This is a genomic window from Streptomyces sp. AM25 (assembly GCF_058146165.1).
This window is the reverse complement of the sequence record NZ_JBKIWN010000004.1, coordinates 101,384-119,929: the sequence shown is the minus strand read 5'-3', so window position 1 is coordinate 119,929 and position 18,546 is coordinate 101,384. Positions and strand designations below refer to the sequence as shown.

General features: G+C 70.1%; 16 protein-coding genes. 5 read left to right on the top strand and 11 right to left on the bottom strand.

Going from position 1 to position 18,546, the window contains the following annotated elements; genetic code table 11:
- Positions 1 to 45 precede the first annotated feature (45 nt).
- The 8 genes from ACLHRZ_RS06655 to ACLHRZ_RS06620 all read right to left on the bottom strand — a co-directional run bounded on the left by ACLHRZ_RS06655 (position 46) and on the right by ACLHRZ_RS06620 (position 10,464).
- On the bottom strand, positions 46 to 1,641 hold the full coding sequence (locus ACLHRZ_RS06655; RefSeq protein ID WP_490417331.1) for an ABC transporter substrate-binding protein: 1,596 nt from the start codon (positions 1,639 to 1,641) through the stop codon (positions 46 to 48).
- 343 nt (positions 1,642 to 1,984) lie between these two features.
- The gene (locus ACLHRZ_RS06650) at positions 1,985 to 2,695 is read right to left on the bottom strand and encodes an HAD family hydrolase (RefSeq protein ID WP_490417330.1); all 711 of its coding nucleotides are present in this window, start codon (positions 2,693 to 2,695) and stop codon (positions 1,985 to 1,987) included.
- 141 nt (positions 2,696 to 2,836) lie between these two features.
- On the bottom strand, positions 2,837 to 3,877 hold the full coding sequence (locus ACLHRZ_RS06645; RefSeq protein WP_490417329.1) for a PAC2 family protein: 1,041 nt from the start codon (positions 3,875 to 3,877) through the stop codon (positions 2,837 to 2,839).
- 146 nt (positions 3,878 to 4,023) lie between these two features.
- Positions 4,024 to 5,061, bottom strand: coding sequence for a glycoside hydrolase family 18 protein (locus ACLHRZ_RS06640; RefSeq protein ID WP_490417328.1), 1,038 nt, complete (start codon positions 5,059 to 5,061; stop codon positions 4,024 to 4,026).
- Between the two features lie 367 nt (positions 5,062 to 5,428).
- Positions 5,429 to 7,036, bottom strand: a complete 1,608-nt coding sequence (locus ACLHRZ_RS06635) for a glycerol-3-phosphate dehydrogenase/oxidase (RefSeq protein ID WP_490417327.1) — start codon at positions 7,034 to 7,036, stop codon at positions 5,429 to 5,431.
- Positions 7,037 to 7,038: 2 nt separating this feature from the next.
- The gene (glpK, locus tag ACLHRZ_RS06630; RefSeq protein WP_490417326.1) at positions 7,039 to 8,580 is read right to left on the bottom strand and encodes a glycerol kinase GlpK; all 1,542 of its coding nucleotides are present in this window, start codon (positions 8,578 to 8,580) and stop codon (positions 7,039 to 7,041) included.
- A 42-nt stretch (positions 8,581 to 8,622) separates the two neighbouring features.
- Positions 8,623 to 9,405 (bottom strand): MIP/aquaporin family protein, encoded by a 783-nt coding sequence (locus ACLHRZ_RS06625; protein ID WP_490417325.1) that lies wholly within the window; start codon positions 9,403 to 9,405, stop codon positions 8,623 to 8,625.
- 294 nt (positions 9,406 to 9,699) lie between these two features.
- On the bottom strand, positions 9,700 to 10,464 hold the full coding sequence (locus tag ACLHRZ_RS06620; RefSeq protein WP_490417324.1) for an IclR family transcriptional regulator: 765 nt from the start codon (positions 10,462 to 10,464) through the stop codon (positions 9,700 to 9,702).
- Positions 10,465 to 10,741: 277 nt separating this feature from the next.
- Here ACLHRZ_RS06620 and metH point away from each other — a divergent pair, with 277 nt between their 5' ends.
- Positions 10,742 to 14,248: a methionine synthase gene (gene metH / locus ACLHRZ_RS06615; protein WP_490417323.1), complete on the top strand. Its 3,507-nt coding sequence runs from the start codon at positions 10,742 to 10,744 to the stop codon at positions 14,246 to 14,248.
- Positions 14,249 to 14,284: 36 nt separating this feature from the next.
- On the opposite strand, the gene ACLHRZ_RS06610 is transcribed toward metH, so the two are convergent.
- Positions 14,285 to 14,767: a DUF4188 domain-containing protein gene (locus tag ACLHRZ_RS06610; RefSeq protein ID WP_490417322.1), complete on the bottom strand. Its 483-nt coding sequence runs from the start codon at positions 14,765 to 14,767 to the stop codon at positions 14,285 to 14,287.
- Between the two features lie 81 nt (positions 14,768 to 14,848).
- Between ACLHRZ_RS06610 and ACLHRZ_RS06605 the strand changes: the two genes are divergently transcribed.
- Positions 14,849 to 15,478, top strand: a complete 630-nt coding sequence (locus tag ACLHRZ_RS06605) for a MerR family transcriptional regulator (RefSeq protein WP_490417321.1) — start codon at positions 14,849 to 14,851, stop codon at positions 15,476 to 15,478.
- A 4-nt stretch (positions 15,479 to 15,482) separates the two neighbouring features.
- Here the strand turns inward: ACLHRZ_RS06605 and ACLHRZ_RS06600 are convergent, their stop codons facing one another.
- Positions 15,483 to 15,815, bottom strand: coding sequence for a winged helix-turn-helix domain-containing protein (locus ACLHRZ_RS06600; protein ID WP_490417320.1), 333 nt, complete (start codon positions 15,813 to 15,815; stop codon positions 15,483 to 15,485).
- Entirely contained in the window at positions 15,812 to 16,231 is a 420-nt protein-coding gene (locus ACLHRZ_RS06595; RefSeq protein ID WP_490417319.1) for a hypothetical protein, read from the bottom strand. The genes ACLHRZ_RS06600 and ACLHRZ_RS06595 overlap by 4 nt, the downstream gene beginning before the upstream one ends.
- Positions 16,232 to 16,765: 534 nt before the next feature.
- Here ACLHRZ_RS06595 and ACLHRZ_RS06590 point away from each other — a divergent pair.
- From ACLHRZ_RS06590 to ACLHRZ_RS06580, 3 genes are all read left to right on the top strand, one after another.
- Positions 16,766 to 17,296 (top strand): DUF6879 family protein, encoded by a 531-nt coding sequence (locus ACLHRZ_RS06590; protein ID WP_490417318.1) that lies wholly within the window; start codon positions 16,766 to 16,768, stop codon positions 17,294 to 17,296.
- Positions 17,297 to 17,326: 30 nt separating this feature from the next.
- Positions 17,327 to 18,178 (top strand): helix-turn-helix domain-containing protein, encoded by an 852-nt coding sequence (locus ACLHRZ_RS06585; RefSeq protein WP_490417317.1) that lies wholly within the window; start codon positions 17,327 to 17,329, stop codon positions 18,176 to 18,178.
- A 61-nt stretch (positions 18,179 to 18,239) separates the two neighbouring features.
- The gene (locus ACLHRZ_RS06580; protein WP_490417316.1) at positions 18,240 to 18,515 is read left to right on the top strand and encodes a hypothetical protein; all 276 of its coding nucleotides are present in this window, start codon (positions 18,240 to 18,242) and stop codon (positions 18,513 to 18,515) included.
- Positions 18,516 to 18,546 lie beyond the last annotated feature (31 nt).

The window sequence follows — 18,546 nt, the reverse complement described above, 5'->3', positions numbered from 1 at the left end:
GCTGTGGTGCTGGTGGAGCTGCCCCGCGGGCGGGGGTGCGAACTGCTAGGAGCCGTGGGCGAGTTCCCAGGGCTGCAGTTCCGAGGCGGCGTTGAGGGCCCACTCGGATCCGGCGAGACCGTCGCGGACGGCCACGTACTGCTTGCCCTGCCACAGCGGGAGCACCGGTACCTCGTCGGCGACGATGTCCTGGGCCTGCTGGAAGTACTGGGTGGCCGACTCGCGCGCGGCCGTCTGGCGGGACTGCGGGAGCAGTTCACCGCTGATCTTGTTGTTGCGGTAGGGGGAGCGGAGGAAGTTGTCCTTGCCGATGAACGGGGCGATGAAGTTGTCGGGGTCCGGGAAGTCGGGGAACCAGCCCATTCCGTAGACGGCGTACTTGCCCTTGGCGGCCTCGGGGCGGAAGTCCGCCCACTTGACGCCCTGGACCTTCGCGTCGAACAGGCCGCTGTCGTTCAACTGCTTCTGCAGCACCTTGAACGCCTTCGCGGTGGCCTCGCCGTAGTGGTCGGTGGTGTAGGTGAGGGTGACCGGCACCGGCGTGCTGATGCCGGCGCCCTGCAGCAGGGTGCGGGCCTTGCTCGGGCTGGGGTCCTGGTACTTGTTGGAGAAGGAGTTCTGGTGCCCGGTGATGCCGGAGGGCACCAGCGAGTACAGCGGGTCGTCGGCGCGGTCGTAGGCGTCGCGGGTGAGCGCCTGACGGTCGATGACCTGCGCCATGGCCTGGCGCACCGCCTTGTTCTTCACCGAGGGGTCGTCGGTGTTGAAGGCGAGGTAGCTGATCTCGGAGCCCGGGTTCTCCAGCAGCCGCACGCCGCTGGGCGGGTTGTCGCGCAGCCTGCTGACCTGCTCGGGCAGCATGGTGCGGTTCATGAGGTCGATGTCGCCGTCCTTGAGGGCCTTCTCCATCGACGCCGAGTCGTCGTAGAAGCGCATCTCGACCTTGTCGTTCTGCAGCTCCACCGACCCGTGGTAGTCCGGGTTCTTGGTGAGGACGGCCTTGGTGACGCGGTCGTCCTTGACGCCGGTGCTCACCGTGTACGGGCCGGAGCCCACGACCTTGAAGCCGTCGCCGAGGCTGTCCTTCTTGTACTCCTGGTGGTCGACGATCGAGCCGGCCGGGGTGGCGATCTTCTGCGGGAAGGTGGCGTCGGGCGACTTGAGGTGGAAGACGACCTCGCGCTCGTTGGGGGTCTCCACCTTGTCGATGTTGCTCAGCAGGGAGGCCGGGCCGTTCTCGAAGTTGATCGCCGTCACGCGGTCGAAGGAGAACTTCACGTCCTCGGAGGTGAGCGGGTGACCGTTGGAGAACTTCAGGCCCGCGCGCAGGGTGCACCGGTACTGCTCGTTGTTGCGGTCGCCGAAGGTGCACGACTCGGCGGCGTCGCCGACCGGCGTGGCGCCCGAGCGGGGCAGCCGCATCAGGGTCTGGAAGGTGCTGTGCAGGACGTTCCAGGCGCCGATGTCGTACGCGGCCGCGGGGTCGAAGGGCGCGGGCGCGTCGGTGGTCTCCTCGAACCGGTCCGTGGTGCCGACGACGACGGCCTTGCCCGTACCGGATCCACTACTCCCGCCACAGGCGGCGAGGGCGGGGGCCAGCAGGGCTGCCACGGTCGGCAGCACCAAGGTCTTGCGGTTCATTGTGCGGGGTTCTCCCTGTGGTGCGTCAGTTCCCGGAAGAGATTAGTCCGGACCGCCACGGCCCCCGGAACACGGCGAAGTTGATGCGATATCACCCGGTGATAGCAGTCGGCGACGCACCGATGCCCGGGCGCAGGAATCTTCCACGCACTCGGTTACCAATCGGGACACAAGGGTGTGCTTCCGCCCCCGCGGAAGCGCTTCCGCACCCCGTGACGCCGCCCCCGGACCCCCGCTTCCGGTGACGAACGTCACTCCGCCCGGACGCAGGGCACCCGGTGGAATTCGGCCGCCGCATTCGGCGCGGAAAACCGGCGCTCCGACGCCCAGCGTTTCCGCCCTCTTACACCCCGTAATTCGGGCCCGGGATCAGCCGCTGCAGAAATGGGAGATCGACTTCCTCCAGCGACCCCACCACCGTGCGCCCGGCCGCCGGCGGAATGGGCGCGACCGACGGCACGGCCACCACCCGGCAGCCCGCGGCCTCGGCGGCCGTCACTCCCGTCAGGGTGTCCTCCACCACCGCACAGCGCGCCGGGTCCACCCCGAGCCGGGCCGCGGCCAGCAGGTACGGATCCGGGTGCGGCTTGGTCCGGGTCAGCTCGTCCCCCGCGACCGTCAGCGCGAAGTGCTCCGGGCCGAGGGTGTGCAGCACCCGGTCGATGATCTGCCGGTGCGAGGCCGAGACCAGCGCCGTGGGCACCGCGTGCGCGGCCAGCTCGGCGAGCAGCCGTCTGGCGCCGGGCATCAGCGGCACGCCCCCGCCGATCATCTCGGCGAAGCGGGTGTTCAGCAGCGCGGTCAGCTCGGCCAGGGCGATCCTGGCGCCCGTTGCCTTGATCAGGAAGGAGGCGCTGCGCGTCATCGGCCCGCCGACGACGACCTCGCGGTACTCCTCGAGGAGCCGGTGGCCGAGCTCGGCGAAGACCGCGACCTCGACCTCCCACCAGAACCCTTCGGTGTCGACGAGGGTGCCGTCCATGTCGAGCAGGACGGCCTGCAGGGCCGGGTCCGTGGCCGGACGGCTGTCGACCGCCGGGATGCTGCTGGTCATCGGCGCACCTCCTGAAGGGACGGGAAGGCCGGTCCGCACTGTCCCCTGCGGGACGGCGGACCGGCCTCCACCGGGCCGACAAGTGTACGTCCGTTCAGCACGGCACGTCGCGTCGATATCCGGGGCGTACGGGCCGCACGGTCAGTCCGAGGCCTCCGGGCCGGGACCCTCGGTGCGGCCGGGGCCCTCGGTGCGGTCGGGGCTGTCGGTGCGCTCCTCCTCGCCCTCGTCCTTCGCCTGCGGCTTCGGCGGGCGGGTGCGGCCGCCGGCCGTGTCCCGCAGGTACGAGCCGTCACGGCCGCCCGCGTCGAGCCCCGGCTCGGCCGCCAGGCCGCCCGGCTGCGGGTCGCGGCGGCGCAGGTAGCGCTCGAACTCGCGGGCGATGGCCTCGCCGGAGGCCTCCGGCAGGTCGGCGGTGTCCCGGGCCTCCTCCAGCGACTGCACGTACTCCGCGACCTCGCTGTCCTCGGCCGCCAGCTGGTCCACGCCCAGCTGCCAGGCCCGGGCGTCCTCCGGCAGCTCGCCCAGCGGGATGCGCAGGTCGATCAGGTCCTCCAGGCGGTTGAGCAGCGCCAGGGTGGCCTTCGGGTTGGGCGGCTGGGAGACGTAGTGCGGCACGGCCGCCCACAGGCTGACCGCGGGGACGCCCGCGTGCGTGCAGGCCTCCTGCAGGATGCCCACGATGCCGGTCGGGCCCTCGTAGCGGGACTCCTCCAGATCCATGGTCCGGGCCAGGTCCGGGTCGGAGGTGACCCCGCTGACCGGCACCGGTCTGGTGTGCGGGGTGTCGCCGAGCAGCGAGCCCAGCACCACGACCAGCTCCACGCCCAGCTCGTGGGCGAAGCCCAGGATCTCGTTGCAGAACGAGCGCCAGCGCATGCTCGGCTCGATGCCGCGGACCAGGACGAGATCGCGCGGGGTCGGGCCCGGGGTGCGCACCACGGAGAGCCGGGTGGTGGGCCAGGTGACCTTGCGCACCCCGCCGTCCAGCCACACCGTGGGGCGGTTGACCTGGAAGTCGTAGTAGTCCTCCGCGTCCAGCGCGGCGAAGACCTCGCCCTTCCACTCCCGGTCCAGGTGTGCCACCGCACTGGAGGCGGCGTCCCCGGCGTCGTTCCAGCCCTCGAAGGCACAGATCATGACCGGGTCGATCAGCTCGGGAACCCCCTCAAGCTCGATCACCCAGCGCCTCCTTCCGACCGGGGCGGATCTCCGTCACCGCCGCCGGCTGCCGTTCCGTGCAGTTGCTTGCTCAGTCCCCCCAAGCCTACGGCCTTACCGGCCCCCGTTCGCAGCCCCTGTCGGGCAGTTGATTGCACGCTGCAGGGTCATTCCCGGTCACCCCAGCCTTCTCGGTAGGCACGCCAGTCGTCCGCGGTGGCGGCGAAGTCCACGTAGAGGGCCACGCCGAAGGCCTGCCGCCCGTGGTCCTGCCGGCTCAGCCCCAGCCGGGCGCCGCGCACGGCGGCGTCGACGGTCTCCGCCGTGCTGTTGTGGCCCAGGTTGTCCGAGTGGTAGAAGGGCAGGCCCATCAGCAGGTCCGTGGTGCGCGGCGTCGCCTGCAGGGCGAGGGCCGTCTGCCGGGCGACGTAGCCGCCGTAGAGGCTCTCCCACGGCAGCGCGGTGTCGTACGACATCACGGCGATCTGGTCCGTCCGCCGGGCCACCTGTCCGAAGTAGTGCTGCGACCACCACTTCGGGCTGCCCAGCGCCTGCGCCGCGCGGTGCATCGAGGGCAGCGGGTCGATCTGCTGGGCGGCCACCGAGAGCACCCCGCCGCCCGCGCGCACCGCCGGGTGCAGGGCGTCCAGCAGCGCGAGGTAGCCGGGGTCGCCGGTGCGCACCGGTTCGACGTCCAGGTGCACCCCGTCGAAGCCGGCCCGCAGCACCTGCCGGACGTCGGTCACCACGGCGTCGCGGGTCGCGGCCGCGTCCAGCCGCAGTCCCCCGCCGCCCCCGCGCACCACCACGTCGCCGAGCCAGGCCTGGACGCGCACGCCGGGCAGGTCGCGGTGGACCGCGTCGAGCAGCCACCGGGCGCCCGCGTAGTCCCGGGCGGGCAGGGTGCCGTCGTGCTCCAGCGGGCCGGCGTGCAGGTAGAGGTCGCGGATGCCGGTCCCGGCGACGCGCTGTTCCAGCTGCGCCAGGTCCGCGGCGGTGTGCCGGCCGTCCACCCAGGCGTGCCCCAGCCAGAGGGCGTCCCGTCCCCGGGTGACGGCGTCCTTCGCGGGTGCCCCGGCGTACGCGGCCCGCAGCATGCCGGCCGCCACCACGACGGGCACGAGCACCAGCGCGGCCAGCACGACGGCGACCCGCCCCAGCAGGCGCCGCGACGGGCGCAGTCGGCGCAGATCGGGCCTCTTCATGTCGTCCCCCTTCATTACGGGTGACGGGAGAACAGGCGTTCCGGTTGCGCCCCGTCAGGGGCGCGGGGCTGTGTCTCCCCCAGCTACCGCTGGGGGTGCCCCCCAGCGGCTCCGCCGCGTGGGCGCGACCAGGCGCCCCGTAAGGGGCGCGGGGAACTGCGCGATCAGCCAGCGCCAGCCGGCAGCCGACGCACCACCCCAGGGGTCCGGGGCGCAGCCCCGAGTACGTCGACTGCGGGCGCGTCGTGGTTGCTCGCGCCCACGCGGCGGAGCCGCATATGTGAACAGCCCCGCGCCCCTTACGGGGCGCACGCCCGAGGGGAGGGGCACCGCCCGGTGCCCCTCCCCTCAAAAGCGATCCGCAGGATCAGCCCTTGTCGTGCAGCACGTCCTTGACGCGGGCGCGGACGTCCTCGTTGTCCAGGCCGCGGATCGTCAGCGTGGTGCGGCGGCGCAGCACGTCGTCGACCGTCTCGGCCCACTCGTGGTCGCGGGCGTAGACGACCTGGGCCCAGATCTCCGGGCCGTCGGGGTGGATCCGCTCGCCGAGCTCGGGGTTCTCGTTGACCATGCGGGCAATGTCGAAGGACAGCGAGCCGTAGTGCGTGGCCAGGTGACGGGCCGTCAGCGGGTCCATGCGGCTGCCGGGCTCGCGGTCGACCAGCAGGCGGTGGGCGACGGCGTTGGGGTTGGCGACACCGGGCAGCGGGGTGCGGCGGACCAGGCTGGAGACGGGCTCCATGTCCTCGGTCAGCGGGCTGCCGGGCACCTTGGCCAGCTTGGCCATCACCGTGCGGCCGATGTGGCGGTAGGTGGTCCACTTGCCGCCGGCGACGGACAGCATGCCGCCCTTGCCCTCGCTGACGACCGTCTCCCGCTTGGCCTGGGCGACGTCGCCCGGACCGCCGGGCAGCACGCGCAGGCCGGCGAAGGCGTAGGTCATCAGGGAGCGGTCGAGGTCGGCGTCCTGGATGGAGAACGCGGCCTCGTCCAGGATCTGCTGGATGTCGGCCTCGGTGGCGCTGACGTCCGCCGGGTCGCCCTCGTACTGGGTGTCGGTGGTGCCCAGCAGGAGCTGGTCCTCCCAGGGCAGGGCGAAGGTGATGCGGTACTTGTCGATCGGGGTGGCCATGGCGGCCTTCCACGGCGACTTGCGCTTCATCACGATGTGCGCGCCCTTGGAGAGACGGATGGACGGGGCCGCGCCCTTGTCCTCCATCTTCCGCAGGTGGTCCACCCACGGGCCGGTGGCGTTGAGCACCACGCGGGCGTCGATGCCGAACTCGGTGCCGTCCGTGCGGTCCTTGAGCTCGGCGCCGGAGACCTTGCCGTGGGTGAAGCGCAGGCCGGTGACCTCGGCGTGGTTGAGGACGACCGCGCCGGACTCGACGGCGGCGCGGACGGTCATGACCGCCACGCGGGAGTCGTTCATCTGGTGGTCGTAGTAGACCGCCACGGCCTTGAGGTTGTCCGTGCGCAGACCGGGGTTGTCGGCCTTGGCGCGGGCGGGGGTGATCACCTTGCCGACGCCGTCGCCGAAGGCGGACAGCGCGGAGTAGGCGAAGACGCCGGCGCCCAGCTTGGCGGCGCCGACCGGGCCGCCCTTGTAGACCGGCAGGTAGAAGGTGAGCGGGTTGACCAGGTGCGGGGCCACGTCCTTGGCCAGCACCCGGCGCTCGTGGTGGTTCTCCGCGACCAGCTTGACGGCACCGGTCTGCAGGTAGCGCAGACCGCCGTGGACGAGCTTGGAGGACGCGGAGGAGGTGGCGCCGGCGAAGTCGCCGGCGTCCACCATGGCGACCCGCAGTCCGGCCTGCGCTGCGTGCCAGGCCACCGAGGTGCCCAGGATGCCGCCACCGATCACCAGGAGGTCGTACGTCGCCTTGGACAGCCGGTCCCGGGTCTCGGCGCGGCCCGGGTTGGCACCGGCGGCCGGGTGCGTTCCCAGGGTCGGGACGCTCTGCGGGGTTGTCATGATTACTCCTCGTCCTCGATCCAGCCCATGGTCCGCTCGACGGCCTTGAGCCAGTTCTTGTACTCGCGGTCACGCGTGTCCGCGTCCATGCGGGGGGTCCACTCGGCGGCCCGGCGCCAGTTGGCGCGCAGCGCGTCGGTGTCCGGCCAGAAGCCGACGGCCAGGCCGGCGGCGTAGGCAGCGCCGAGGCAGGTGGTCTCGGCGACCATCGGGCGCACGACGGGTGCGTCCAGGAAGTCCGAGATGGTCTGCATCAGCAAGTTGTTGGAGGTCATGCCGCCGTCGACCTTGAGTGCGGTCAGCTCGACGCCGGAGTCCTTGGTCATGGCGTCGGTGATCTCGCGGGTCTGCCAGGCGGTGGCCTCGAGCACGGCGCGGGCGATGTGCGCCTTGGTGACGTAGCGGGTCAGGCCCGCGATCACGCCGCGCGCGTCGGAGCGCCAGTAGGGGGCGAACAGGCCGGAGAAGGCCGGCACGAAGTAGGCGCCGCCGTTGTCCTCGACGGAGCTGGCGAGCGTCTCGATCTCGGCGGCGCTCTTGATCAGGCCCATCTGGTCGCGCATCCACTGCACGAGGGAGCCGGTGACGGCGATGGAGCCCTCGAGGGCGTAGACCGGCTTCTGGTCGCCGATGCGGTAACCGACGGTCGTCAGCAGGCCGTTGTAGGACTGGACGGGCTCGTCGCCGGTGTTCATCAGCATGAACGTGCCGGTGCCGTAGGTGGACTTGGCCTCGCCCTGGTCGAAGCAGGTCTGGCCGAAGAGGGCGGCCTGCTGGTCGCCGAGCGCGGAGGCGACGGGAACGCCGGCCAGGGCGCCGCCCTTGGCGGTGCCGTAGACCTCGGCGGAGGAGCGGATCTCCGGCAGCAGGGCGGCCGGGATCTCCATGGAGGAGAGGATGCGGTCGTCCCACTCCAGCTTCCGCAGGTTCATCAGCATCGTGCGGGAGGCGTTGGTGACGTCCGTGACGTGGACGCCGCCGTCGACACCGCCGGTGAGGTTCCAGATGACCCAGGAGTCCATGGTGCCGAAGAGGATGTCGCCGCGCTCGGCGCGCTCACGCAGGCCCTCGACGTTGTCCAGCAGCCAGCGGACCTTGGGGCCGGAGAAGTAGGAGGCCAGCGGGAGGCCGGTCTCGCGGCGGAAGCGGTCCTGGCCGACGTTGCGGCCGAGCTCCTTGCAGAGGCCGTCGGTGCGGGTGTCCTGCCAGACGATGGCGTTGTGGACGGGCTCGCCGGTGTTCTTGTCCCACATCAGCGTGGTCTCACGCTGGTTGGTGATGCCGATCGCCTTGACGTCGGCGGCGGTGATGCCCGCCTTCTCGACGGCGCCGGCCACGACCTCCTGGACGTTGCGCCAGATCTCCATCGCGTCGTGCTCGACCCAGCCCGGCTTCGGGAAGATCTGCTCGTGCTCCTTCTGGTCGACGGAGACGATGCGCCCGTCGCGGTCGAAGACGATGCAGCGGGAGGAGGTGGTGCCCTGGTCGATCGCCGCGATGAATGGTCCGGCGGCGTGGGTGTCGTGGCTGTCGGTGGTGCTCATTGGTGTCTGCTCCTGGGGGGTCTGAAGGTCTCGGCGGGTGCGTCAGAACGCGAGCTGGTGGATCCCTGCGGCGAGGGCGCCGCCGATGATCGGGCCGACGACGGGGATCCAGGCGTAGCTCCAGTCGGAGCCGCCCTTGTTCGGCAGCGGCAGCAGCGCGTGCACGATGCGGGGACCGAGGTCACGGGCGGGGTTGATCGCGTACCCGGTGGGACCGCCGAGCGAGAGACCGATGCCGACGACCACGAGGGCGACCATCAGCCCGCCGGTGCCGCTGGTGGCCAGGCCCTTGGTGAGGCCCGTGGTGAGGATGAAGAGCACCAGCACCGTGGTGGCGATGATCTCCGTCATCAGGTTCTGCACGACGTTGCGGACCTCGGGGCCCGTCGAGAAGATGCCCAGCACCGGGCCGGCCTGCGGCTCGGCGGTCTGGTCGACCATGCCCTCGTGGGGGTTGGGGCTGCCGACGATCTCGTCGTCGGTCAGGTGCGCCTTGAACTGACCGTGGTAGGCGAGCCACACCAGCGTGGCTCCGATCATCGCACCCAGCATCTGGGAGCCGATGTAGAGGGGCACGTCGCTCCACTTGACCTGGCCGTCGACGGCCAGGCCGATGGTGACGGCCGGGTTCAGGTGCGCACCGGACTTGGCGCCGATGTACGCACCGGACAGTACGGCGAAGCCCCACCCGAAGGTGATGGCCAGCCAGCCCGCGTTCTGCGCCTTGGAACGCTTCAGAGTGACGGCGGCGCAGACGCCGCCGCCGAGCAGAATCAATACCGCGGTACCGATGGTCTCACCGGTGAAGATGTCGGAGCTGGACACCCGCGACTCCTTTGTCCTTCGTCCAGGGGAAGGCGAACCCCGGGTCCATCCGGTGGTCCGCACCCTCCGAGAGGGTGGTGATCGGTCCCGTGGCACTGCACACCATAGCGAATATGTCGGTAGGTGTTCGACAATGCCGACCGATGCACGGCAGTTTTCTGGACGGTTAAGGGCACGTCAAGGGAGGTGTGACGGGAAACTCCCGGCCAACTGGCCGTAAATCTACGTTCGGATACCGGTCGGTAACGAGGGGGTCTCGGGAACCCCCGAAAAGGCCCCTCGGAAGCATCCGGTCTAGAAGCGTCCGGCGCCCAGATCGCGGGAGACGGCCCGCGCGCAGTCACGTACCGCGGCCACCAGCCGCGCCCTGAGTTCACCGTCTTCGCATACCCGCTCCACGGCCCCCGTGATCCCCACGGCACCCACCGGCATCCGCCGCCGGTCGTGGATGGGTGCGGCCACCGAGGCCACCCCGGCCCAGGTCTCCTCCACGTCCGCCGCCCAGCCGCGCGCCCGGGTGAGGTCCAGCACACCCTCCAGATCGGGCATGGCCGTCACCGTCTGCGGGGTGAAGGCCTCCCGCCCGGCCTCGGCCAGCTCGGCGTGTGCCACCGGGTCGTAGGCGCACAGCACCTTGCCCAGGGCGGTGCTGTGCAGCGGCTGCATCGCGCCGACCTCCAGCACCTGGCGGCTGTCGTCGGGGCGGAAGACGTGGTGGATGATCAGCACGCCCTGCTGGTGGAGCACGCCCAGGTAGACGCTCTCCCCGCTGGAGCGGGCCAGGTCGTCCGCCCAGACCAGGGCGCGCGCCCGCAACTCGTGCACGTCGAGGTAGCTGTTGCCGAGCCGGAGCAGCTCGGCGCCCAGCTGGTAGCGGCCGGAGGCGGGGTCCTGCTCGACGAAGCCCTCCTGCTGGAGGGTGCGCAGGATGCCGTGCGCCGTCCCCTTGGCCAGTCCCAGTGCGGAGGCCACGTCGGACAGTCCCAGCCGCCGCTCGCCGCCCGCGAGCAACCGCAGCATCGCCGCTGCGCGTTCGAGCGACTGGATGGTCCGTGCCATCGGGGAAACCTCCTCCACCAGCATGCCGTTCGGCATTGCTGAACACTATCGGCCGATGCCGACCAAGAGGTACCAGGCGACGACGTGATCATGATCGCGGAGCCGGCTCCTCCGGACGCAACCGGAGTATCGAGTTCCGGGATAGCGCCCCTGTAGGGAGGTGTCCGCAGCATGGAATGCCCTCGGCTTCCCGCCTCCCCTGCAGCTACCCTTGCGGCGTGCGCCCTCTGCAGGAGAGCGCAAAGCCGACAGCCGTCGCACACCCGGGAGCATCCCCATGGCCTCGCAAACGCCATCGTCCGTCCGTGTACCCCGAGCCGAGCAGTTGCGCGAGGCCCTCGCCACCCGAGTGGTGGTGGCCGACGGTGCGATGGGCACGATGCTCCAGGCGCAGGATCCGTCCCTGGACGACTTCCAGCAGCTCGAGGGCTGCAACGAGATCCTGAACATCACCCGCCCCGACATCGTGCGCTCGGTGCACGAGGCCTACTTCGGGGTCGGCGTGGACTGCGTGGAGACCAACACCTTCGGCGCCAACCACGCGGCGCTGGGCGAGTACGACGTCGCGCACCGCGTCTTCGAGCTGTCCGAGGCCGGCGCCCGCATCGCCCGCGAGGTGGCGGACGAGTTCACCGCCGCCGACGGCCGCATCCGGTGGGTGCTCGGCTCCGTCGGCCCGGGCACCAAGCTGCCCACGCTGGGCCACGCCCCCTACACCACGCTGCGCGACGCCTACCAGCAGAACGTCGAGGGCCTGGTGGCCGGCGGCGCGGACGCGATCCTGGTGGAGACCACCCAGGACCTGCTGCAGACCAAGGCCTCGGTCATCGGCGCCCGGCGCGCGATGGCGGCGGCCGGTACGGAACTGCCGCTGCTGGTGCAGGTGACGGTCGAGACGACGGGCACGATGCTGCTCGGCTCGGAGATCGGCGCGGCGCTCACGGCGCTGGAGCCGCTGGGCATCGACATGATCGGCCTCAACTGCGCGACGGGCCCGGCCGAGATGAGCGAGCACCTGCGCTACCTCTCGCGGCACGCCCGCACCCGCGTCTCGGCGATGCCGAACGCCGGTCTGCCCGTGCTGGGCAAGGACGGTGCGCACTACCCGCTCTCCCCCGCGGAGTTGGCGGACGCGCACGAGACGTTCGTCAGGGAGTACGGGCTGTCGCTGGTGGGCGGCTGCTGCGGTACGACGCCGGAGCACCTGCGCCAGGTCGTCGAGCGGGTGCGCGGCCTGGCCCCGGCCGAGCGCGCCCCGCGCCCCGAGCCCGGCGCCGCCTCCCTCTACCAGACCGTCCCCTTCCGCCAGGACACCTCGTACCTGGCGATCGGCGAACGCACCAACGCCAACGGCTCGAAGAAGTTCCGCGAGGCCATGCTGGACGGCCGCTGGGACGACTGCGTGGAGATGGCCCGCGAGCAGATCCGCGAGGGCGCGCACCTGCTCGACGTGTGCGTGGACTACGTCGGCCGCGACGGCGTGGCCGACATGGCCGAGGTCGCGGGCCGTTTCGCCACCGCCTCCACCCTGCCGATCGTGCTGGACTCCACGGAGCCCGCCGTCATCCAGGCAGGTCTGGAGAAGCTCGGCGGCCGCGCCGTGATCAACTCCGTCAACTACGAGGACGGCGACGGCCCCGACTCCCGCTTCGCGCGGATCACCCGGCTCGCGGTCGAGCACGGCGCGGCGCTGATCGCCCTGACCATCGACGAGGACGGGCAGGCCCGTACGCCCGAGCACAAGGTGGCGGTCGCCGAGCGGCTGATCGCGGACCTGACGGGCAACTGGGGCGTGCACGAGTGCGACATCATCGTCGACTGCCTCACCTTCACCATCGCCACCGGTCAGGAGGAGTCCCGCAAGGACGGCATCGCCACCATCGAGGCCATCCGCGAACTCAAGCGCCGCCACCCGGACGTCCAGACGACGCTGGGCCTGTCGAACATCTCCTTCGGCCTCAACCCGGCCGCCCGCATGGTCCTCAACTCGGTCTTCCTCAACGAGTGCGTCGAGGCCGGCCTGGACTCGGCGATCGTGCACGCGAGCAAGATCCTGCCGATCGCCCGCCTGGAGGAGGAGCAGCGCGAGGTCGCCCTGGACCTCATTCACGACCGGCGGCGCGAGGGCTACGACCCGCTGCAGCGGTTCCTGGAGCTCTTCGAGGGCGTGGACACCAAGTCCATGAAGGCCGGCAAGGCCGAGGAACTGGCCGCGCTCCCGCTGGACGAGCGCCTGCAGCGGCGCATCATCGACGGCGAGAAGAACGGTCTGGAAGCCGACCTGGACGCTGCGCTGGCCGAGCGCCCGGCACTCGACATCGTCAACGACACGCTGCTGGCGGGCATGAAGGTGGTCGGCGAGCTCTTCGGCTCGGGCCAGATGCAGCTGCCGTTCGTGCTGCAGTCGGCGGAGGTCATGAAGTCGGCGGTGGCGTATCTGGAACCGCACATGGAGAAGAGCGACGCGGAGGGCAAGGGCACGATCGTGCTGGCCACCGTCCGCGGCGACGTCCACGACATCGGCAAGAACCTCGTGGACATCATCCTCTCCAACAACGGCTACAACGTGGTCAATCTGGGCATCAAGCAGCCGGTCTCGGCGATCCTGGAGGCGGCGGAGGAACACCGGGCGGACGTCATCGGCATGTCCGGGCTGCTGGTGAAATCCACCGTGATCATGAAGGAGAACCTGGAGGAGCTCAACCAGCGCAAGCTGGCGGCGACCTACCCGGTGATCCTGGGCGGCGCCGCGTTGACGCGCGCGTACGTCGAGCAGGACCTGCACGAGATCTACGAGGGCGAAGTCCGCTACGCCCGCGACGCGTTCGAGGGCCTGAACCTGATGGACGCGCTCATCGCGGTGAAGCGGGGCGTTCCGGGAGCGACGCTCCCGGAACTGAAGCAGCGCCGCGTGCCGAAGCGGGAGACGGCGGTCCCGGAGGCGGACGAGCCGGAGGGCTCGGTGCGTTCGGACGTGGCCACGGACAACCGCGTGCCCGAACCGCCCTTCTGGGGGACGCGCGTGGTGAAGGGCATCCCGCTCAAGGACTACGCGTCCTGGCTGGACGAGGGTGCACTGTTCAAGGGCCAGTGGGGCCTGAAGCAGTCGCGGACGAGCGGGCCGAGCTACGAGGAGCTGGTGGAGACGGAAGGCCGCCCGCGCCTGCGCGGCCTCCTGGACAAACTCCAGACCGAGAACCTGCTCGAAGCGGCCGTCGTCTACGGCTACTTCCCGTGCGTGAGCAAGGGCGACGACCTCATCCTGCTGCACGAGGACGGCACCGAGCGCACCCGCTTCACCTTCCCGCGCCAGCGGCGCGGGCGCCGGCTGTGCCTGGCGGACTTCTTCCGCCCGGAGGAGTCGGGCGAGACGGACGTGGTCGGACTGCAGGTGGTGACGGTGGGGTCGCGGATCGGCGAGGAGACAGCAAGGCTGTTCGCGTCCGACTCGTACCGCGACTACCTGGAACTGCACGGCCTGTCCGTGCAGTTGGCCGAGGCGCTGGCCGAGTACTGGCACGCGCGCGTCCGTTCCGAACTCGGCTTCGCGGGCGAGGACCCGGCGGACGTGGAGGACATGTTCGCGCTGAAGTACCGGGGCGCCCGCTTCTCCCTGGGTTACGGAGCCTGCCCGGACCTGGAGGACCGCGCGAAGATCGCCGACCTGCTCCAGCCGGAGCGGATCGGGGTGCAGCTGTCGGAGGAGTTCCAGCTGCACCCGGAGCAGTCGACGGATGCGATCGTGATTCACCATCCGGAGGCGAAGTACTTCAACGCGCGGTGAGGTGTTGGTGATCGGCCGGGGGCGGGCCCGGGCCGGCTAGGACGCGAGCCGCTCCGCGGCCCGCTCGCCCCGGCGCCCGACCGGCTCCACCCCATGGGCCGCGCCGAGCCCGGTCGGCGGCATGCCGTGGTAGATCGCTTCGTACGAGCCCGCCGGCACGATGTACGTCTCGTGCCAGATGCCGACGCTCCCCGCACTGTTCCGCGCACGGCGGTTGAACGCCGCCCAGGCGGGGCGGTGCTGCCGGTCCGGGGCCGAGGCGTAGGCGAGCAGCTTCTCGCGCGACTCCCAGTACTGGACGACCATGCGGGTACGCGGCCCGGCCGCGTACCCGCAGAACCCCAGCAGCCCGCTGTCCTCCTCGCCCGCCAGCTCCTTGAGCATGCGCGGCATGGCCGCGAGGGTGGGCAGCCAGTGGCGCACCGCCCGCCACCGGTTGACCCGCATGCCGATGAGGAAGACCACCACGTCCCCCTCGGCCGTCGTCGTGACCCGCTCCACTATCGGTGCCGTAGCCATGCCGCGCTCCCCGCTCCCTTATGGGATAGTGCCGCTATCCATGCTTGGATAGTGCCACTACCCGAGGGAGGGTGCAAGAGGATGCGACTGGCCGAACTGAGCGAGCGCAGCGGGGTGTCCACCGCGACGATCAAGTACTACCTGCGGGAAGGGCTGCTCCAGCCCGGCCACCGGGTCACCGCCACCCAGGCCGCGTACGACGAGGAACACCTGCGCCGGCTGCACCTGGTGCGCGCACTGATCCAGATCGGCAAGGTGCCGGTGGCCGTCGCGCGGGAGGTGATCGCGGCCGCGGAGGACACGTCGCTGGACCACCACCTGCGACTCGGCGCGGTCACGCGGGCACTGCCGCACGCGCCGGGGCCCACGGAGGACGACGAGGCGACGGAGACCGCACGCCGCTCGGTGGACGCGCTGCTGGAGCAGTTGGGCTGGCACGACGAGCCCGACCCTGCCCTCGGCACTCTGGTCGCCTCCGTCGCCGCGCTCGTCCGCCTCGGCTATCCCTGCGACACCGCGCACCTGCTGCCGTACGGCCGCATCGCCGCCGAGCTCGCCGTCGCGGACCTGGACGTGGTGGAGGAACAGCCCACGGCCGCCGGGCAGATCGAGGCGGCCGTCGCACTGACCGTGCTGTACGAACCGGTGCTGCTCAGCCTGCGCAGACTGGCGCACGTCCAGGAATCGGGACGGCGGTTCCGGGGCCGCTGAGTTTCTAGCTCGCGGCAATGGCTCTCAGCGCCGCCACATGCCGCTGGTAGACGGCGCGTCCCTCGTCGGTCAGCGAAAGCCACGTCCGCGGACGCCGGCCGACCCGGCCCTTCCGGACGTCCACCCAGCCCGCATCCTCCAATGCCGCCACCTGTTTGGAGAGGACCGAATCGGTGACCTCGACCAGGTCCCGCACAAACCCGAACTCGGCCTTGTCCACCGGGGCCAGGGCGGCGGCTATGGACAACCGCACAGGGGCGTTGAGCAAGGGCGCGAGGGCGTGCCGGGGGTGGCTACCGCCCCGTGGTCCGGCCGGGGCCTTTTCCTCCGTCGTCATGACGACCGCCGCATCTCGAGCCAGGCACATGCCGCAAGCGGCAGCGCACATCCCAGCGTGGCCACTGCTGCGAAGGCCACGCTGTTCGCGAATGCCGTGTTCCCGAGGACGACCGTCGGCACGAAGACGGCGGCCCAGGAGCCCACCACGATCCCGTGTTTGACACCGAAGCCGCGACGCACGACGCGCTGCCGTGCGGCATACGCACTCAGTCCCGCCACGAGGAGCCCATTGGCCGGCCCGTAGACCATGGACGCGGCGAAGCCGTGCCACAGGACGGAAACCGGGACGAGGACCAACTGCCAAGCGGCGAAGGCCCACAGATAGCGCGCGTACCAGCCACTCCGGACCCGCGCCGACTTCTCCACGTCGGCCACCCGCGCCAACGTCGCCCTGGCAGCGGTCAACTCATGCATGGCTCCCCCTTGTTCCCGTCCGTCCCTCCTTTCCAGGATGACAAGCACTTTCCAACTTGGCAAGTGCGGGGCTGCTGTTGCCTTGAGTCGCACCGCCGCACAGCTGGGGCGCTCAAAATCCTGGCAGGGCGCGCCAGCACTGCCGCCCGACCCGCGGCTGACTTGATACAGAGCTGTCGAACAAGCCCTGGCAAGCTCTCAAGAGCGCCCCAAGAGCCTCGTGCGCCCCCTTGACCGTGCCAGCGAGAAGGACTGATGGTCATGCAATCGAGCGCAGCCGGTGGACACGGGAGATCGTCATGCCACTAGATTTCATGGGGATGGACCCTGAAACGAAAGAAGAGGGGTCCGCTACGGTCTGGGTGCACCACGAGCAACAGAGGATCATCATCCAGGGTGTGACCGCTGACGACGCTCTCATGGAAGAGGTCGGCAGCATCGAGTGGGTTCCCGGCCATGCGGTGGGGGTACCGGCACACGAGTCGGTGATCTCCCTGCCAGCGCAAATGGTGTCGATCCTGAGGAAGGCGTGCGATGCCGCAGAACGTGCCGGACTTTCCGACCCTGCTCCGGAGCACGCAGAGGACAGCAGTCCATCTGGAGATGCGTGACACCTACGGCGTCGCCGGCGAAGCCGAGGAGTTCGAGCAGTGGAAGCGCACCGGCGAAGTGGACCTCGACCCGGATTCCGAGGGCTGGTCCGGCTGGGTTCCGCTGGTTCGCGAGACGATCGCCCGCGGTGTGGTCATGCGCCGGGCGCGCATCGTCTCGGAGCCGGTGAGCGAGTACATCCGGTACGAGCACGCCACCACTTCGGTGAACCTGGCCGCAGGCGAGCAGGTCCGTTGGCTGCCCAGGCGAAAGACGCTCGACATCGCGTTGCCCGGAGCCGACTTCTGGCTGTTCGACGGCCGATTTGCCCGGTTCAACATCTTCGCCGGTAACGGGGATTGGGCCGATCCCCGGTGCGAGATGACCGAGGACCCGGCCGTTGTCAGGCTGTGTGCTTCGGCGTTCGAAGCAGTGTGGGAGCGTGGCATCCCGCACGAGGAGTACAAGGTCTAGCCGCACACGCCACCATCGGGCTGCCAGCACATGTCATCGTCGTCCCCCTCGTCCAGTGTCGCGGCGGCGCGGAAGGCTCTCGCCGACCGGTTGACGGAGATCCGTAAGGACGCCGGCATCACGGGCCATGAGCTGTCAGCCCGATGTGGGTGGCACGCTGCCAAGACGAGCCGTATCCAGAGCGGCAAGGCCACGCCCACGGATGCCGACATCCGCGCATGGTGTACTGCGTGTGGGGCAGAGGAGCAGGCAGCCGACCTGATTGCCAGTGCCCGAGCCGTCGACTCCATGTACGTCGAGTGGCGCAGACGCCACCGCACAGGACTGCGGCAGGCCCAAGAGCGACTGATCAGCGGCTACCAGCAGACCTCGCTGTTCCGGATCTACGTCTCCAACGTGATCCCGGGGTTCTTCCAGACCCCCGAATACGCCACGGCCCTCATGCGGTCGATGACCGACTTCCACGAGACCCCCGACGATGTTGCCGAGGCCGTACCGGCCCGGATGGCCCGGAGCCGTCTCATGTACGAGGGCAGGCACCGCTTCGCGGTCCTGATCGAGGAATGGGTTCTCCGGAGCCGGATCGGTGACGCCGAGACGATGGCCGGGCAGCTCAGGCACCTGCTCTCGCTGATGCCGCTGGCGTCTGTCTCACTGGGCGTGATCCCCTTTGCGGGTCAGCGGAAGGTATGGCCGCTGGAAGCGTTCTACCTATTCGATGACCGGCGGGTCGCGGTCGAGAACCTGACAGCCAAGATCAACGTGGTGCAGTCACGAGAGATCGCCGAATACGCCAAGGCATTCAACGAGTTGTCAGGTATGGCCGTCTACGGTTCACGTGCCCGAGCGCTGATCACTGCAGCCATCGACGCCCTTGGATGAAACCGCGCAAGAAGTCGCAAGTTCCTGGCTGCCGAGGTCTTCCGGTCCCTAACGTCTCTTCATGACCACGGACACCGAAGCAGCCGCACAGCAAGCAGATGCCTTCATGGCAGGGAAGAAGAAGGCTGACGACGCCACGTTCATGCTTGGACAGGTGCTCAAAACTATGGGCATCAGGGTTGGCGATCGGGACTCCTGGCCTCAGCTGATGGGACGCGCCTCGCTCAGTGGCGAGCCGTCCGTCTACCTGGGGACTGTTCCGTTGCCCACCGTCCAGAAGCTGGCGAACGCCCTGATCGACGCCGAGTCGGCACGACGCAATCAGGCAGAGGCGTAGAAGACCCTGGCGACGATGGCTGTTTCGGTGT

Coding starts and splice junctions, on each gene's coding strand:
- ACLHRZ_RS06610 (WP_490417322.1), bottom strand. CDS start 14,767: ATGGCTACGGCACCGATAGTGGAGCGGGTCACGACGACGGCCGAGGGG.
- ACLHRZ_RS06640 (WP_490417328.1), bottom strand. CDS start 5,061: ATGAAGAGGCCCGATCTGCGCCGACTGCGCCCGTCGCGGCGCCTGCTG.
- ACLHRZ_RS06590 (WP_490417318.1), top strand. CDS start 16,766: ATGCCGCAGAACGTGCCGGACTTTCCGACCCTGCTCCGGAGCACGCAG.
- ACLHRZ_RS06585 (WP_490417317.1), top strand. CDS start 17,327: ATGTCATCGTCGTCCCCCTCGTCCAGTGTCGCGGCGGCGCGGAAGGCT.
- ACLHRZ_RS06650 (WP_490417330.1), bottom strand. CDS start 2,695: ATGACCAGCAGCATCCCGGCGGTCGACAGCCGTCCGGCCACGGACCCG.
- ACLHRZ_RS06600 (WP_490417320.1), bottom strand. CDS start 15,815: ATGACGACGGAGGAAAAGGCCCCGGCCGGACCACGGGGCGGTAGCCAC.
- ACLHRZ_RS06620 (WP_490417324.1), bottom strand. CDS start 10,464: ATGGCACGGACCATCCAGTCGCTCGAACGCGCAGCGGCGATGCTGCGG.
- ACLHRZ_RS06635 (WP_490417327.1), bottom strand. CDS start 7,036: ATGACAACCCCGCAGAGCGTCCCGACCCTGGGAACGCACCCGGCCGCC.
- metH (WP_490417323.1), top strand. CDS start 10,742: ATGGCCTCGCAAACGCCATCGTCCGTCCGTGTACCCCGAGCCGAGCAG.
- ACLHRZ_RS06580 (WP_490417316.1), top strand. CDS start 18,240: ATGACCACGGACACCGAAGCAGCCGCACAGCAAGCAGATGCCTTCATG.
- ACLHRZ_RS06595 (WP_490417319.1), bottom strand. CDS start 16,231: ATGCATGAGTTGACCGCTGCCAGGGCGACGTTGGCGCGGGTGGCCGAC.
- ACLHRZ_RS06655 (WP_490417331.1), bottom strand. CDS start 1,641: ATGAACCGCAAGACCTTGGTGCTGCCGACCGTGGCAGCCCTGCTGGCC.
- ACLHRZ_RS06605 (WP_490417321.1), top strand. CDS start 14,849: ATGCGACTGGCCGAACTGAGCGAGCGCAGCGGGGTGTCCACCGCGACG.
- glpK (WP_490417326.1), bottom strand. CDS start 8,580: ATGAGCACCACCGACAGCCACGACACCCACGCCGCCGGACCATTCATC.